This window comes from Vibrio ulleungensis (assembly GCF_016900875.1).
Classification (GTDB): domain Bacteria; phylum Pseudomonadota; class Gammaproteobacteria; order Enterobacterales; family Vibrionaceae; genus Vibrio; species Vibrio ulleungensis.
The window spans coordinates 573,828-590,728 of record NZ_JAFEUM010000002.1 but is presented as its reverse complement, the minus strand read 5'-3'; the positions used below and the strand labels follow the sequence as shown (position 1 = coordinate 590,728).

Genomic DNA, 16,901 nt, shown 5'->3' with positions numbered 1-16,901 from the left:
CAAAAAAAGCGGGCGGATTGTCGATGACGATCCGCCCGCCGTTTTATGTTTTTAAGATTTGTTATTTTTCAGGAATAGACAGCAAAACCAGAAGTGCACCATCACCACCAAATTCTAGCGGCGCTTGATGGTAAGCCATCACGTCGGGATGCTGCGCCAGCCACAAAGGTACTTTCTGTTTTAGAATATGCTTTCCAATCCCATGCATTACACAGGCACACGAGACACTTTCTGACAAGCAGTGTGCGATCATCGCACCCAGTTCTCGCTTGGCTTCTTGCTGAGTCATGCCGTGCATATCCAAATATACGTCGGGCACATACACTCCGCGACGCAGTCGTTTTACTTCGTATTTAGACACATCACTGCGTGCATAGCGTGTTGGGCCGTCTTCGCTCAAGTGAGGAACGAATTCGTCTGAAAAGAAAAATTCGTTGTCTTTGGCTTCGCGGTCGGTCTTGAGTTGTTGCTTCTGTTTTTGGCCTCTGCCAGTGGTCGGAAGTATGGTATCCTGTTGGAACTTTTTGACGCCTTTTACTTCGTCACGAAACAGTGCCCACTCGTCTTCAAAATCTTGATTAGACATAGGGTATTTAAATCGATGACAATATAGGTGCTATTGTAACCCTTTTTGGAGTTCATTTTGGATAAGATTTTTGTCGATGAAGTCGTAGGCGAATTACGTACCCTACAAGACATGATTCGCTGGACGGTAAGCCGTTTTAATGCAGCCGGCCTTTTTTATGGTCACGGAACCGATAATTCTTGGGATGAAGCAGTACAACTGATCCTTCCTTCTATTTATCTTCCTATTGATGTGCCCGCGCATGTCCTTGATTCTCGTCTTACTTCCAGCGAGCGTCATCGTATTGTAGAAAAGGTGATCCGCCGTATTAATGAGCGTGTACCAACATCTTATTTGACCAATAAAGCGTGGTTTTGTGGCTTAGAATTCTTCGTTGACGAACGTGTACTGGTGCCGCGTTCGCCAATTGGTGAGCTGATTGAAAATCAATTTCAGCCATGGCTAACCGTTGAACCGACTCGCGTAATGGACTTGTGTACTGGTAGTGGTTGTATTGCTATCGCTTGTGCGTATGCGTTCCCTAACGCCGAAGTCGATGCGGTAGACATTTCTACAGACGCGTTAGCAGTGGCCGAGCAAAACATTCAGGACCACGGCTTAGAGCAACAAGTTTTCCCTATTCGCTCGGATCTATTGCGCGACATCCCGAAAGATCATTATGACCTGATTGTGACTAACCCTCCTTATGTCGATGAAGAAGACATGGGCACGTTACCTGAAGAGTTTAAGCATGAGCCCGAGCTAGGCTTAGCGGCGGGCAGTGACGGTCTTAAGTTGGTTCGCCGAATCTTAGCGAACGCGCCAAACTACCTAACCGATCAAGGGATCTTAATCTGTGAGGTGGGCAACTCTATGGTACATATGATGGAGCAATACCCGCAGATCCCATTCACTTGGATTGAATTTGAAAATGGCGGCCACGGTGTGTTTATGCTGACCAAACAGCAGCTGATAGAGCATGCCGATGAATTTGCTCTGTATATCGACTGATATTCCTTTATAGCAAGTTAATTACAGTGAAACGTCAGCCTTTGGGCTGGCGTTTTTTGTTTTTCATTGTGTCAATCAACTCTTTACAAGCCAGAAATGACAAGCGACTATGGGGGATAGGAAAAAAACAGCACTAACAAGAGGAAGTAATGGCAGGAAACAGTATTGGGCAACACTTTAGAGTGACCACTTTTGGAGAGAGTCACGGACTGGCATTGGGCTGTATCGTGGATGGATGTCCTCCTGGCCTTGAGCTTTCAGAAGCTGACTTGCAAGGTGATCTCGACCGTCGTCGCCCTGGTACCTCTCGCTATACCACCCAACGTAGAGAGCCGGATCAAGTGAAAATCTTATCCGGTGTATTTGAAGGTCAAACGACCGGTACCTCTATCGGCTTGTTGATTGAAAACACCGATCAGCGCACTAAAGACTATTCAGAAATTAAAGATAAGTTCCGCCCAGGTCACGCCGACTATACCTATCATCAAAAATACGGTGTTCGAGACTACCGAGGCGGTGGTCGTTCGTCAGCTCGTGAAACTGCGATGCGCGTGGCGGCAGGCGCTGTAGCGAAAAAGTACCTTAAGCAAGAGTTTGGGGTGGAAGTTCGCGCCTACTTGTCGCAAATGGGCGATGTATCAATTGATAAAGTCGATTGGAACGAAATTGAAAATAATCCGTTTTTCTGTCCTGATGTCGACAAAGTTGACCAGTTTGACCAGCTTATCCGCGATCTTAAAAAGCAAGGTGATTCTATTGGCGCCAAGCTAACGGTGGTTGCAACACAGGTACCTTTGGGATTGGGCGAGCCGATTTTTGATCGACTGGATGCGGATATTGCGCACGCACTGATGAGCATCAATGCGGTAAAAGGTGTTGAGATTGGTGACGGCTTTGAAGTGGCACAGCAAAAGGGCAGTCAGCACCGTGACGAGCTAACGCCAGAGGGGTTTAAGTCTAACCATGCGGGCGGTATTTTAGGCGGTATTTCTACTGGACAAGATATTGTGGCCAGTATTGCCCTTAAGCCAACGTCGAGCATTACCGTTCCTGGTGAAACCATTACCAGACAAGGTGAATCGACGCAGCTGATCACTAAGGGGCGCCACGATCCTTGTGTGGGTATCCGTGCGGTCCCGATTGCAGAAGCGATGCTTGCCATTGTCCTGCTGGACCATCTGCTGCGTCATCGTGGCCAGAATCACGGTGTCACCACCGAGACTCCAGCCATTTAATACAATTACAGCTGCATAATGAACTGAGCGGCAACACCATAGTTGTTGTCGCTTCCATAACCCGCAGACAGGTCGATACCGGCTGTACCAAACAGCTTAAGTCCTAGACCCGCAGTAATCATGTCTTCAGAGTGATCATTTAAAGACATTGAGTAACCTGCGCGAATCTGTGCCCATGACCATGCATCAAATTCTGCACCCACACGCGCAAATTGTGTCGCGTAGTCAATTTCTTCGAAGTATTTTTTCTCGTTAATATCAAAGTCCGCAGACACAGCAAACAGTTTGGTTTGGTAGGACGCACCAATTACGTACTCTGGTCCCACAACGTAGGTTGCGTTAGTTGAACTGCCATTAACGCCTGTGTAGCTGTTGGTCTCTAAAGTGTTTTCAATCAGGTTTTTAGCGCTAAAGCCAAGTTGGATTTGATCGTTGATGTCGTACGCTAAACCTATGTCCAAGTTAAACCCTGTGCTGGTGTTTGCGTCATCGAAGTCAAAATCGTCATCGTCCGCATCCTCGGCTGAGGCGCTGTAACCCAATGCAAGCAACTGTTGGAATTTTGGCGATACACCTAAGTATAAACGGCCAGGTAGGGCGTCTACTTGAAGCTCTCTTGCCAAAGTAATACCAATGTCCACCGTTCCTGCACCTAAACCGAGCACGCTTGATTTTAGCTCTTCGTCTGGGTCGGTAATGTTGAAGTCGCTATCATCAACACTTGGTGCAGCAATGACAGAGGCGTTCACCATGGCGAAAAAGTTAGCACTTAAATAGCGGTTAGGGATGGCAACGACCATACCCGTGCTAACGTCAGCATTGACGATTTCGCCATCCATTGCCGAAAGTGCGTCAATCCACTCTTGTTTGGCTTGATCGTCCGAACCGTTACTTTCATCCCAGCGGTCAAACGCGTCAGAAAAGTTATCGATGCTTGTAACGAGGTCACCGCTATCGTGAGCGCGTACGTTAATGGTTGGCAGGATCATACCAAAGTCATCACTGTCGGAATAACGTGCGGCTAGCGCGGGGTTATGAAAACTGCTGGTAAGAAAGTTTGCGTTTGATACGCCGGTTCCGCCCATTGCGAAAGAGCGTGCATCAATTGCGGCAGTTGCCGATGCTGAAGATAGCGCCACTGCTAAGGCGGTCAACTGAATGTTACGTTTCATAGTTCAAGTTCCATTTAATGAAAATTATTGTTATAGATTACAAAAGCCTACAGGTAGTATAGGTGCGAGCAAGTACAAGAGTGTTGCAAAGTGTTGATTCATTTTACTAAATGCTTAACACTATGCAGCGCAGTTTCCTGAGGCGTAGCGTTTTCATCGTGCATTCTATCAACGAAATTATTAACATTTTTGATAACACTTTTTGTCATTCTTATGCCACTCGCTTGGAGTTGGGAGGTGACGAACCTATTTACTTGCCAGCCGATGAGCATTGCGCTCATCATAGGATCATTTTTGCACGCGGTTATTTTGCTTCAGCTCTTCACGAAATCGCCCACTGGTGTGTGGCTGGCGCACAACGACGTCTTCTGGAAGATTACGGTTATTGGTATGAACCCGATGGCCGCTGTGCCAAAAAGCAGGCCGAGTTTGAGCAGGTCGAAATCCGCCCTCAAGCCTACGAATGGATTCTTTCTGCCAGTGCAGGCTTCCAATTTCGAGTGAGCTGTGACAATTTACACGGTGAGTTCGAACCCGATAGATTGGCTTTTACCGCTAAAGTACAGCAAGAAGTATTAACCATACTGTCTGAAGGGCTACCCGAGCGCGTCGCGATGTTATCAGAGGCGCTGCGCAATTTCTACGGTATCTCACCACTGTCTCCTACTGATTTTTCAATCAGTTAAACTATTTAGGACCCCCGTTACATGATTTTAGATTTTGAAGAACAACTACTGAACCAGATTGACCAACGTGTAGAAAATGCCTCCGACGACGAACTGTTTGCTGGGGGCTACTTGCGCGGCCATATCTCATTAGCGGTGAGTGAATGCGAAGAGCAGGGCGTCGATTCGGTGGATGAGCTCAAAAATAAAGTTGCTGCAAGCCTTAATGCAGCTCGCTCAGAATTGACTCCTGCAGATAGAGTGATTGTTGACGATTTATGGAATGACCTCGTCGAGCAACTGTAATTTCGAACAACACCTGTAACCTTATTCAACAAATTTGAACATCTTGTTTCACTTTATTCTCTGATGTTAGCGGCCAAGTATGGCTATAGTTGACGACGTCAACCAGATATCCAATTTGTCGAAAAGGAACGCTTATGAATGTTGTCGCTTTTGGAGCTTCAAATAGCTCAAACTCAATCAATAAAACTCTCGCTCACTACACTGCAGCTCAGATACCTGATGCGACAGTAGAAGTACTGGATCTTAATGATTTTGACGTCCCAATGTTCAGTGAGGACGTGGAAAAGAAAATCGGTCAAGCTGAAGGTGCAAAAGCCTTCTTGGACAAGCTGCAACAAGCCGATGCCATCGTGGTTGCCTTTGCAGAGCATAATGGCAGTTACACAGCGGCGTACAAGAACCTATTTGACTGGACGTCACGCATAGAACGCAACGTATTTGGTAATAAGCCCGCGCTGTTCTTAGCAACATCACCAGGTCCAGGTGGCGCTAAAACCGTACTGGCTGCGGCTGTCGCGTCTGCGGGATATTTTGGTGCTGACCTCAAAGGCTCGCACTCGGTTCCGAGTTTCTATGACACCTTTGACGTGCAATCAGGTTTGCCTATTGAAGCAGATTTAGAGCAGCAGTTAAAAACACTCGCCTCAACTCTGAGGAACTAAGTCAACTCTGCGATAGAAAGATACGATTAAGCACGGCTGTTATTGCCGTGCTTTTTTATGCCGCGTCTATTTGTGGCTATACGATCGGCTTCCCTTTACGGATTTTTCTCACCCACATACGGCTCGGGTCGATGGCTTCTAGCAACTCGACACTCAATGGCAATGGTTCGTGACACATTTGCGCTGCTAATACTTCAGCGAGAAGAGGGGCAGTCGTTAGCCCTCGAGAGCCCAACCCCAATAACGCATATACGTTTTGATATTGAGGGGCCGCTGCTGACGGATCGACGGCGCGCTGTTTCTGCAACTCTAAATCGCTCAGTCCACCAACAAAGGGCAAATGATCTCGACTGACACAGCGAATCCCTTGCTTGGCCAGATTCCCACTGACATCAACATCCGATGTCCACTCGCCATCGGGGAGACTGGTTTCCAATTTCACTTTGTTTTGTAGTTGCGCCGTTTGATCAAAGTCTTCATCAATATTTCCTCGATCGTATGAGGCACCAATTCGATGATGTTGGTCTAGTTCACTCTTTGGCGTCATATAGCCGTCATAGCATAAAACAGTGTTGAGTTGACTCAACGTTGGTGTGGTCGGGCAATTGCTCACTTGGCCTTTAACTTTCGTTAGCGGTAAGTTATTGGTTGGCAGTAACTTATCGAACAGATGGCCATTCGCTATGACAACGCAGGAATGATCCCGTGTTTCACCGTTGGCCAGTGTGAGTTGCCAGTTCTGGGCCTTATCGAGAGCCACCACTTCACAGTTGGTCTGCACGGTCAAAGCTTGTGTATCACTTAAATATTTGGCCAGTCCCTGAACCAACTGCTGCGGTGCAAGCCACCCACCATGGCTGTACAATAGAGAGTCTTTATCGATTGTTAAACCCGTTACCTGGTTGGTTTGTTCTACGTTGAGAAATGTGACCAATTCTGTCGGCAGAGAAAGCGAGCGGATTTTACCCAGCTTGGTAGCCTGTTTTTCACTCCATAGCAGCTGGACCACCCCACACCAATCATGATCAAACTCTACCTGTTCCGCCGACTGTTTGTAGAAATTGAGGGCGTATTGATACGCACTGCAGAACAGTTGGTGAATGAGAGGTTGAGTGGCGCTCAGTAAGGGGTATAACGCCCCTTGTACGTTTTTTGAGGCGCCTTGTGCCAACTGTTCGTCCTTGCAATACAGTGTTACTCGTTTTCCGCGCTTAAGCAGAGCTTGGGCTAACACCACGCTGGCAATGCCACCACCAATAATAGCGACCTCATCGGACTCATTCGAGCTGCCACTGTGTTGCATGCCATGTCTTGGTAAGTCGCTGGCGATCGTAGCTTGAGCATTACTATGAGGTAGGCTGCCTATTAGCATATCTCGCTTTGTCCCAAATCCTTTGCCCTTACGCATCTCAAAGCCAGCTTCGATGAGTCCACGGCGCACAAAACCGGCTGCGGTAAACGTTGCAACAGTGCAGCCAGAGTGTCCTAAATTGACCATGCCGGTAAAGAGTTCTTGAGACCACATATCAGGATTCTTACTCGGAGCGAAACCGTCTAAAAACCATGCATCAACCAACCCGTCAGCAGGGCAAGGGACGTTAGGCAAAGTGGTTTTAATATCGCCAAACCATAAATCTAGGGTAAGGCGACCTTCTAAAAACGATAAACGATGACAACCTGCTGTTGCGAGAGGGTATTGCTGCTGCAGCTGCTTGGCATAGTGCGCAAGCTCAGGCCAGCGTTGATGAGCTTTAACGAGATCCTCTTGCGTCACCGGAAACTTCTCAAAGCTAATAAAATGCAGCCTCGGGAGTTCGGACTCTTGTAGCGCTTGTTCATACACCTCCCAAAGCGCCAAAAAGTTTAGCCCGGTGCCAAATCCCGTTTCTGCTACAACAAACTGGTCACGGTCGTGAGTAAATAAGCGTTGAGGTAATTGATTTTGCTCGATAAACACATAGCGGCTTTCATTTAGACCGTTAACGTTTGAAAAATAGACATCATCAAACTGTTCAGAGACGGGCGTTCCCGCGTCATTCCACTCAAGTTTGGCGTTTTTTATCTGTGTCATAATGGCTCAATGGAAGGCAAATAGAATAAAAGTGTGACCCAAGTGGATAGACCAAGTAAAGGTTTAGCTGAAAGCTGACCAGTTAAGCTACCCTCTTTAGGTATTATCTGTCGCATATTAAACGAATAGGAATAGGAAATGAAACGAGTCGTCATCACTGGCATGGGGATTGTCTCTAGTATTGGTAACAACGCTGAGGAAGTTCTGCAGTCTCTTAAAGCGGGTAAGTCAGGCATCAACGCGTCTGAACAATTTAAAGAGAAAGGTCTTCGTTCACAGGTTTGGGGCGATCTTAAAATCAATCCTGCCGAGCATATCGATCGTAAAAAAATGCGTTTCATGGGCGATGCAGCTGCGTACGCTTATCTGTCAATGGAGCAAGCAATTGCCGATTCTGGTCTAACGGATGATCAAGTTTCTAACGACCGTACCGGTATTGTCGCTGGCTCTGGTGGAGCATCATCGCTCAACCAAGTGAATGCCGTTGATATCCTGCGTGAAAAAGGCGTTAAGCGTGTAGGTCCTTACATGGTACCACGTACTATGGCGTCAACTGTATCTGCGTGTTTGGCTACACCGTTCAAAATTCGCGGTGTGAACTACTCTATGAGTTCAGCATGTGCTACGTCTGCGCACTGTATTGGTCATGCCATGGAGCTTATCCAGCTTGGCAAGCAAGACGTTGTTTTTGCTGGTGGTGGTGAAGAGCTAGACTGGTCACTGACTATGATGTTTGATGCAATGGGCGCATTGTCTACAAAATATAATGACACACCAGATCAAGCGTCACGTACCTATGATGCAGATCGTGATGGTTTTGTTATTTCTGGCGGCGGCGGCATGTTAGTCATTGAAGAACTTGAGCATGCGTTGGCGCGCGGCGCGAAAATCTACGGTGAAATTGTAGGTTACGGTGCTACATCAGATGGCTACGATATGGTAGCACCATCGGGCGAAGGCGCGATCCGCTGTATGAAGATGGCCATGCAAAATGTGGATGGCGTGGATTACGTTAACACCCACGGTACATCAACACCTGTAGGCGACGTTAAAGAACTAGGTGCTATTCAAGAAGTGTTTGGCGACAACAGCCCTGCAATTTCTGCAACTAAAGCGATGACGGGTCACGCACTCGGTGCGGCAGGTGTGCATGAAGCGATCTATTCAACCTTGATGCTGCATCACGGTTTTGTTGCACCAAGCATTAATGTAAACAACTTAGATGACGCAGCAGAAGGGCTCGATATTGTTACCGAGACCCGCGAGCAAGAGCTCAATACCGTTATGTCTAACAGCTTCGGTTTTGGTGGCACTAACGCCACGCTAGTGATTAAGAAGTTTACTGCTTAGTCAATAGCCTCGGTTATTTTGAAAGCCCAGCTTAAGCTGGGCTTTTTTGTGTTTGTCGAAAATTGGGTGGTGTCTGAATTTCGTGGAAACTGAGGTAATTTCAACGGCTTTTCGAACGGGTATAGAATTTACTGTAACAATAGGTAGAATAAGCCTCAAATGGCACTTGGCCTTTTATTCAAGAGAGATAGTATGCGAATTGTTATTGACGAAAACATGCCCTATGCACAAGCGCTGTTTTCTCAATTAGGGGAGGTGATTGCCCTCCCTGGAAGAACCATCACCGCCGAAGATCTCATCGATGTGGATGGGTTGATGATCCGTTCTGTAACCAAGGTGAATCAAGAGTTACTGCGTCATGCTAACAAACTCAAGTTTGTGGGAACGGCAACGGCAGGTAAAGACCATGTCGATGAAGCGCTACTGGCAGAAAAAGGGATCCATTTCACCGCTGCACCGGGCTGTAATAAAGTAGGTGTTGCCGAGTACGTGTTGTCGTGCTTGATGGTTCTAACGCAGGAGCAGGGCAGTTCTATTTTCGATAAAACCGTGGGTATTATCGGTTTAGGTCAGGTCGGCAGTTACTTAGCAAAATGCCTCCAAGGCTTAGGCATTAAAGTGTTGTTGAGCGATCCGCCACTAGAGCAACAAGGCGATACACGATCTTTTACAGCTTTGGATTCGCTACTGCAGCAATCTGATGTGATCACCTTACACACACCGATTACCCGTGATGGTGAGCATCCTACTTATCATTTGCTAAATCAAGATCGGCTAGACGCGTTGCGTGGCGACCAGATCCTAATCAACGCGGCCCGTGGACCTATTGTCGACAATCAAGCCTTAAAGCAAAGATTGCAACGCAATGATGGTTTTTGCGCCGTGCTCGATGTGTTTGAGTTTGAACCTCAAGTCGATTTAGACCTGTTACCCTTGCTTCGCTTTGCAACGCCGCATGTCGCCGGTTATGGTTTAGAAGGTAAAGCACGTGGCACCACAATGATTTTTAATTCATTTACTGAGTTTTTGGCGCGTGAAGAACATGCTGACTACTCGGATTTGTTGCCAACCGCCCCAATATCTCAAATGCGTCTAAGCTCTGAGTTAACCGAATCTGCATTGCATTCGATTATTCAAATGATCTATGACGTGCGTCGAGACGACGCTATTTTCCGCCGCCAAATTGGTCCAGAAGGGGCGTTTGATGCGATGCGTAAGAATTACTGGGATCGCCGCGAGTACAGTGCGGTGACCATTGAGCTTGATACAAGCAATACACAGACAGAACATGCTAAAGCGGCACTGAGCGCGCTTGGTTTTAAACTAGAGGTTACACAATGAGCCAACAATTTAACGTTGCAATTTTTGGGGCGACAGGCGCCGTAGGCGAAACCATGTTGGAAGTACTGCAGGAAAGAGAATTTCCTATCGACAACTTGTATTTGTTGGCTAGTGAACGCAGTGAAGGGAAAATATCTCGTTTTAACGGCAAAAGCATTAAAGTTGAAAACGTCGAAAACTTCGATTGGTCTCAAGTGCATATCGCGCTCTTTTCTGCGGGCGGTGAGTTGTCAGAGCGTTGGGCGCCAGTGGCTGCAGACGAAGGCGTAGTGGTCATCGATAACACCTCCCAGTTCCGTTACGAATACGACATTCCTCTAGTGATACCAGAAGTCAATCCTGAGGCGGTAGCGGAGTTTCGCAATCGCAACATCATTGCTAATCCAAACTGCTCGACCATTCAGATGTTGATGGCGCTCAAGCCTATTCATGATGCGGTGGGTATTGAACGAATTAACGTAACCACCTATCAATCAGTATCAGGCGCGGGTAAATCGGGTATTGATGAGCTTGCAGGCCAAACAGCGGCGCTGTTAAATGGACGACCTGCAGAGTCGAGTGCATTCAGCAAACAAATTGCCTTCAACGTGATCCCACAAATTGATCAGTTTATGGACAATGGCTACACCAAGGAAGAGATGAAAATGGTGTGGGAAACTCAGAAGATTTTCAATGATCCATCAATTACAGTAAACCCCACGTGCGTACGCGTACCGGTTTTTTATGGCCACGCAGAAGCGCTGCATATTGAAACGCAAGCGCCAATCGACGCGGATTATGCAGCTCAATTACTGGATCAGACTGAGGGTGTAGAAGTCTTCCAAGGTGAAGATTACCCAACGCCCGTCGATGACGCGGGTGGCAGTGATACTGTCTATGTAGGACGTATCCGAAATGATATTAGCCACCACAGTGGACTCAATATGTGGGTCGTGGCGGATAATGTTCGCAAAGGCGCAGCGACTAATGCTGTGCAAATCGCCGAAGTGTTAATTCGCGATTACTTTTAAACTACTTTTAGCGGTGCCCATTGCGGCACCGCTCGACCATTTGGTCATCAATAATCTTCTTTTAATCACCCATTCCTAGCGCAGCAACACATTTTTATCGTATGGCACTACAGTTTTGCTGTTTGTTTCCGATATATTTGACAGATTATAACTAGGTTCGTTTTAGCAGCTTTCATATATGCGATTCTTCTCGAGAACAAAATTATTATTAGGTATAGCGGTAGCAGGGATTGCTTCCACTGGCCTACACGCAGAAACCATACGCTTGGTCGGGCCTGATGGTTCCGTCCCGCAACCACCTAGACCAGACATTGTCTACGCCGCGCCAGTACAAGAATCCACCAGTTCTTCTGCATTTTATGGCCCTACTGGCCAAACCGAAACGCTGTGGAGTATTGCGAGTGCACAAAGGCCAAGTGCCCAATTCAGTGTTCAGCAGACTTTATTAGCGATATATCGGTTAAACCCGCGCGCGTTTGAAGAGCAAAATATTCACCAGCTGGTGCCAGGAAGTCGATTGCGGATGCCTTCGGCAGAGCAAATTGCTGCCAACTCGACCGCCGAAGCCCAGCGCTTGATGCAAATCCACCAAGCAAAACTGGACCGAATCGCGCAGAGCCCGAAACCTGTGTCATCTCCAGCTACTGACGTTGCTTTGACGCAGCCGGTGATTGAACCTGTAGTGCCAGAACAAACGGTCACACCTGTTGTGGAGGTTATTCCAGTAGTGCCTACCTCAGAGCCAAGTGTTACCGAAGCAAGCACAGTAGAAACTACCGCTGAGGTCTTGGTCCCTGTTGTCGATGATAAAAAAGTTGACCAACTTGAAGAGCAACTTCAGTTATCAGAAAGTGAACTGCTGATATTAGAAGAAAAAAATCATGAACTGCGGGTGATGTTGTCGACCGTGCAAAACCAAGTTCAAGATTTACAGACGGAACTTAGCGATGAAGATCGCATCCGTAATGAAGTTGAGAAACAGTTGGCCGCCGAAAAAGCAAAACAGATGGAGCAGCAACGCCTCCAGCCAACGTTAATGGACCGTTTACTGTCAAATGTCTGGTTTATCGTGGGTTTGGTTTTACTGCCTAGCTTATTGGTGCTGTATTTGATCATTCGCCTGCTGGTTAGTAAGCCGCAAGCTGATGAAGAGCAACAAACTACTGAGTCTGTCACACCAATCGTGTCGATGGACGAAGACATCCCAGACCTAGACATGGATGATGACGCGGCCATCGATGACGATGAACTGCTCATGGATATCGAAAGCGAAAATTCTGACGCATCAGATAACGCCGAAGACGACCCATTTGCCGATCTTGGTGATGCCGACCTGGACTATGATCTTACCGATGAAAATGGTGAAGACCCATTTGCAAATATTGGTGAAGACGGTGACTTTGATCTCGACGATGGTACTAACGACGCCTCGGCTAATGGTATTAGCGTTAATTCTAGCGAACCCGCTGTCGGGCTCGAGGAGATGGAGGCAGCACTAGACTCTTTCTCTATAGATGAACAAGAAGATCGTGCGGAAGCGGACAACGAGACTATCGATTTAGACGATGGTGTCCTCGACAATGAACCACTAGATGGTGGTATTGATCAGTCCATGCTAGACGAGTTGCTCAATGACTTTGATGATTTAGATGAGTCGACTCCAACAGACCAGCCACAAAGCCAAGATGACTTCGATGCATTGTTCGATCAAGCTGTTGCTGAAACTTCGTCGTCGCCAGCGTCTATGGAAGACGAATTTGATCTTAGTGTCGATGAGTCGATAGCGCCAGAGCTACAAAGCGACGTTGCCGATCTCGATGATTTTGTTGTTAAAGAGCCCGAGCCACAAACTCAAGACGAGCTTGATTCATTGCTTGACGAGTTTGCTACCGGTGACGACATAGACCTACCCGCGGATGAGAGTGATCAAGCTTCAACTAACGAAGTGGTCGACCCGCAGCAAGAGCTCGACTCGTTACTTGACGAATTTAGCCCAGACAATAACGTCGACAGCGAAGTGAAAGCTCAAGATGAACTTGATTCTCTTTTGGATGAGATTGCTGGACCTGAAGAGATTAATGACACTGTATCCGAAGTTGACGAGATTGATGACTTACTGGATATGTTTAGTGAGCCTGTTGCCGAACTTCCGTCTGATGAGGCAGAGGTAGAAAGTGTTCTTGATGACGAACTTGATGCTCTTTTAGAGGCCAACCAACCTCAGCAGGCGACAAGCGTTGAAGACGATCCGCTAGACATCGACAGCATCATAGAACAAGCTTCCATGCCAGAGCCAGAGCCAGAGCCAGAGCCAGAGCCAGAGCCAGAGCCAGAGCCAGAGCCAGAGCCAGAGCCAGAGCCAGAGCCAGAGCCAGAGCCAGAGCCAGAGCCAGAGCCAGAGCCAGAGCCAATAGTTGATAGTTTAGGTTTGCCTGAAAACGAATTTGGCCAACCGCAGGATGACGATTGGAATGTGCCAGAGTTGGATGCAGCTATCGAATCTCAACCGCAACAACAGCCAGTTGAAGAGCCGAATGTTGATGCAACTGCTCTAAGCGAAGAGGCTACAGTTATTGACCAGCCAACTTCGGAGCTCGATCAAGAGATAGAGCCGTCTCGCTTGTTGGAAGAAGAACCATCTGCGCTAACTAACGGTGACGATGATGTGTCTGAACCGCTGGTACTGAGTGTAGAAGATTTACCTGAATATACGGAAGAGCAAGCGCTGGCTGATGCCACTGAGTATGAGCAAGAGCCAGAAGAGCACCCTGAACAGCAAGAGTTAGCACCAGAAGACGTTGTTTTATCTGATGATGAACTAGGCGTTTTTGACGAGAATACCGCTTTAGAAGGCTTGCTTGATGAGCCAGTTCAACCGTCGAACAACGAACCTATTGCGGATCAACAAGCGCTAGATGCCGCAGCTATCGATTTGGATGCATTGCTTTCGCAAGAGCAGCCTGATGAAACGAGTGTGCCTGAGCGTGAATCAGAACTAAACGAAGATGACCAAGAGTGGCCAAGCTTTGAGCTTTCCGCTGAACAGCGTCAACAGATTGATGAAAACATTCCAGATGAAGACCAAGCAATCTGGGAGCAGCAAGCTGCTCAACCCGAATTGACGGAAGAGGATTGGTCTTCACAAGAAGTGGACGAAGAGCAGGATCTTGTCGCCAACTCAAACTACATGAGCATCGATGAGCTCATGGGGCAAATTGAGCAGCAAGAGAGCGGCACAGCAGCTGACGAAGAAGAGCTTAATCTCGATGTTGGTCTCAATGAGTTTCCTGACGTGATTGGTGACGTTGAAGCGTATGACGTAGACAACAACAGCGAGGCGATTGGTAAGCTGGATCTCGCCAAAATCTACTTAGAGATGAATGATGTTGACGGCGCAGTTCGATTGCTCGACCAAGCCATTGAACTGGGAGATGAGAGCGTTGTTACAGAAGCGACCCAAATTAAAGAGGGTTTGTCGTAGCGTTACTCATCAATTAGCCTTTAAATAGCAGTAGGGAGTAAACATAGTTTACTCCCTTTTTCTTTGTGCTTGAGTCGGTATATACTGCGCGCAATTAAAAGGTAGGTAATACAATGAAAATAGCCTTAGGAATAGAATATGACGGTGCCTCTTTCTACGGGTGGCAGCGTCAACGCGACGTAGTATCGGTGCAGCAAAAGCTGGAAAAAGCGTTGTCGGTGATAGCCAATGAACCAATAGAAGTACAGTGTGCAGGGCGCACAGATTCTGGCGTACATGGCACGGGGCAGGTTGTCCATTTTGAAACCAGCGCGTCGAGAAAGCTCGTGGCTTGGACTATGGGGGTTAATGCCAACCTGCCAGACCAGATAGCCGTGCGTTGGGCTAAAGAAGTACCAGAGAGCTTTCACGCACGATTTAGTGCTACTGCACGCCGTTATCGCTACGTTATTTACAACAGCGACTACCGCCCAGCGGTATTAGCAAAAGGCGTTAGCCACTACCACGGCGAGCTCGATGAGACGTTAATGCATGAAGCCGCCCAATATTTGCTTGGCGAAAATGACTTTAGTTCGTTTCGAGCAGCGCAATGTCAGTCCAACTCACCAAACCGCAATATTATGCATGTGAATGTTGTTCGCTATAATCAATACATAGTGGTTGATATCAAAGCCAATGCGTTTGTGCACCATATGGTCAGAAACATTGTGGGCAGTCTAATCACTGTTGGGCGCAAAGAACAAAAGCCAGAGTGGATTAAGTGGTTGTTAGAGCAAAGAAATCGCACACTTGCATCAGCAACGGCAAAAGCGCATGGTTTGTATTTGGTTGCGGTGGACTACCCACAAGAATTTGACTTACCACAAGTCCCTATGGGGCCGCTGTTTTTGCCACAGCAGTAGTAAATTCGTCTTCTAATGATTGAAATAGCGTGTAATTCATCTATTTTCTGATAGGTACAACCAGTTTTTTGTAAACAGAGCGTTGGATCTATGGTTTAATTCCACGCACAAATACACCAGATTTCATTATCTTGCGTCTTGACGTGAGTGTTAGCTAATAAGGACTTCCATGAGTTGGCTTGAAAAGATTTTTAACAAATCCAATGTTGGCACGTCTCAACGTAAAGCGAATATCCCTGAAGGGGTGTGGACTAAGTGTACCTCTTGTGACCAGGTGCTGTACCACGCTGAGCTTGAAAGAAACCTAGAGGTGTGTCCTAAGTGTGACCACCACATGCGCATTCCAGCGCGTTTACGATTAGAAAAGTTCCTAGACGAAGGAACGGGCGTCGAAATTGCGGCTGAGCTAGAGCCGCAAGACAAGTTAAAGTTTAAAGATACGAAGCGCTACAAAGATCGTATCTCTACCTATCAAAAAGCCAGCGGTGAGAAAGACGCGCTGATCGCTATGAAAGGCGAACTTCTCACTATGCCAATTGTTGCTTGTGCATTTGAGTTTAAGTTCATGGGTGGCTCTATGGGCTCTGTGGTTGGGGCTCGTTTTGTTAAAGCGGTTGATGCTGCCATCGAGAACAATTGCGGACTGGTCTGTTTTTCTGCCTCTGGCGGTGCGCGCATGCAAGAAGCGTTGATGTCGCTGATGCAAATGGCCAAAACCAGTGCTGCGCTTGAGCGATTGTCTCGCAAAGGCCTTCCATTTGTTTCGGTTATGACCGATCCAACGATGGGTGGTGTTTCGGCAAGTTTTGCGATGCTAGGCGATATCAACATTGGTGAGCCTAAAGCGGTAATCGGTTTTGCAGGACGTCGCGTTATCGAACAAACAGTTCGTGAAGATTTACCAGCAGACTTTCAAACCAGTGAGTTTTTGCTCGACCATGGTGCGATTGATATGATCGTCGATCGCCGCGATATGCGCCAAACCATTGGTGGTTTAATCGCCAAAATGACCGCGCAATCCTCTCCATTGGTGGTTTCTGTGACAGAAAAACCTCAACAAGAGGAATACACAGTACCCGTCGCGGACGAAAACGAGTAAAGTAGTTCTCAATCGCAGTGAACAGGCATAG

The 16,901-nt window shown here is 47.3% G+C and carries 14 protein-coding genes; 11 read left to right on the top strand and 3 right to left on the bottom strand.

The genetic code is table 11. The annotated features are described in order from the left end of the window. Positions 1–61: 61 nt before the first annotated feature. On the bottom strand, positions 62–586 hold the full coding sequence (smrB, locus tag JQC93_RS07565) for an endonuclease SmrB (protein WP_205157850.1): 525 nt from the start codon (positions 584–586) through the stop codon (positions 62–64). A 57-nt stretch (positions 587–643) separates the two neighbouring features. Between smrB and prmB the strand changes: the two genes are divergently transcribed. Next, positions 644–1,576 carry a 50S ribosomal protein L3 N(5)-glutamine methyltransferase gene (prmB, locus tag JQC93_RS07560; protein WP_205157849.1) on the top strand — a complete coding sequence of 311 codons (933 nt, stop codon included), beginning with the start codon at positions 644–646 and terminating at the stop codon, positions 1,574–1,576. A 149-nt stretch (positions 1,577–1,725) separates the two neighbouring features. After that, positions 1,726–2,811: a chorismate synthase gene (aroC, locus tag JQC93_RS07555; protein ID WP_205157848.1), complete on the top strand. Its 1,086-nt coding sequence runs from the start codon at positions 1,726–1,728 to the stop codon at positions 2,809–2,811. Positions 2,812–2,816: 5 nt separating this feature from the next. On the opposite strand, the gene traF is transcribed toward aroC, so the two are convergent. Next, positions 2,817–3,983, bottom strand: a complete 1,167-nt coding sequence (gene traF / locus JQC93_RS07550; RefSeq protein ID WP_205157847.1) for a conjugal transfer protein TraF — start codon at positions 3,981–3,983, stop codon at positions 2,817–2,819. 155 nt (positions 3,984–4,138) lie between these two features. Between traF and JQC93_RS07545 the strand changes: the two genes are divergently transcribed. From JQC93_RS07545 to JQC93_RS07535, 3 genes are all read left to right on the top strand, one after another. Beyond that, positions 4,139–4,669, top strand: coding sequence for an elongation factor P hydroxylase (locus tag JQC93_RS07545; protein WP_408068593.1), 531 nt, complete (start codon positions 4,139–4,141; stop codon positions 4,667–4,669). 21 nt (positions 4,670–4,690) lie between these two features. After that, positions 4,691–4,954, top strand: coding sequence for a YfcL family protein (locus JQC93_RS07540; RefSeq protein WP_205157845.1), 264 nt, complete (start codon positions 4,691–4,693; stop codon positions 4,952–4,954). A gap of 134 nt (positions 4,955–5,088) precedes the next feature. Next, the gene (locus JQC93_RS07535) at positions 5,089–5,616 is read left to right on the top strand and encodes an NADPH-dependent FMN reductase (protein ID WP_205157844.1); all 528 of its coding nucleotides are present in this window, start codon (positions 5,089–5,091) and stop codon (positions 5,614–5,616) included. 76 nt (positions 5,617–5,692) lie between these two features. Here JQC93_RS07535 and mnmC read toward each other — a convergent pair whose 3' ends face one another. Beyond that, the gene (gene mnmC / locus JQC93_RS07530; protein WP_205157843.1) at positions 5,693–7,687 is read right to left on the bottom strand and encodes a bifunctional tRNA (5-methylaminomethyl-2-thiouridine)(34)-methyltransferase MnmD/FAD-dependent 5-carboxymethylaminomethyl-2-thiouridine(34) oxidoreductase MnmC; all 1,995 of its coding nucleotides are present in this window, start codon (positions 7,685–7,687) and stop codon (positions 5,693–5,695) included. 138 nt (positions 7,688–7,825) lie between these two features. On the opposite strand from mnmC, the gene fabB reads away from it, so the two are divergent. From fabB to accD, 6 genes are all read left to right on the top strand, one after another. Continuing rightward, complete coding sequence (gene fabB / locus JQC93_RS07525) at positions 7,826–9,037, top strand: beta-ketoacyl-ACP synthase I (protein WP_205157842.1); 1,212 nt, start codon at positions 7,826–7,828, stop codon at positions 9,035–9,037. Positions 9,038–9,229: 192 nt separating this feature from the next. Further along, entirely contained in the window at positions 9,230–10,378 is a 1,149-nt protein-coding gene (locus JQC93_RS07520) for a 4-phosphoerythronate dehydrogenase (RefSeq protein ID WP_205157841.1), read from the top strand. Then, positions 10,375–11,388, top strand: a complete 1,014-nt coding sequence (locus tag JQC93_RS07515) for an aspartate-semialdehyde dehydrogenase (RefSeq protein ID WP_205157840.1) — start codon at positions 10,375–10,377, stop codon at positions 11,386–11,388. Before JQC93_RS07520 ends, JQC93_RS07515 begins: the two co-directional genes overlap by 4 nt. Before the next feature lie 178 nt (positions 11,389–11,566). Further along, positions 11,567–14,869: a FimV/HubP family polar landmark protein gene (locus JQC93_RS07510; protein ID WP_205157839.1), complete on the top strand. Its 3,303-nt coding sequence runs from the start codon at positions 11,567–11,569 to the stop codon at positions 14,867–14,869. Positions 14,870–14,982: 113 nt separating this feature from the next. Then, a complete protein-coding gene (truA, locus tag JQC93_RS07505; RefSeq protein ID WP_205157838.1) occupies positions 14,983–15,771 on the top strand; it encodes a tRNA pseudouridine(38-40) synthase TruA in 789 nt (262 codons plus the stop codon). A gap of 169 nt (positions 15,772–15,940) precedes the next feature. Then, positions 15,941–16,870 carry an acetyl-CoA carboxylase, carboxyltransferase subunit beta gene (gene accD / locus JQC93_RS07500; protein ID WP_205157837.1) on the top strand — a complete coding sequence of 310 codons (930 nt, stop codon included), beginning with the start codon at positions 15,941–15,943 and terminating at the stop codon, positions 16,868–16,870. The last annotated feature ends 31 nt before the right edge of the window (positions 16,871–16,901 follow it).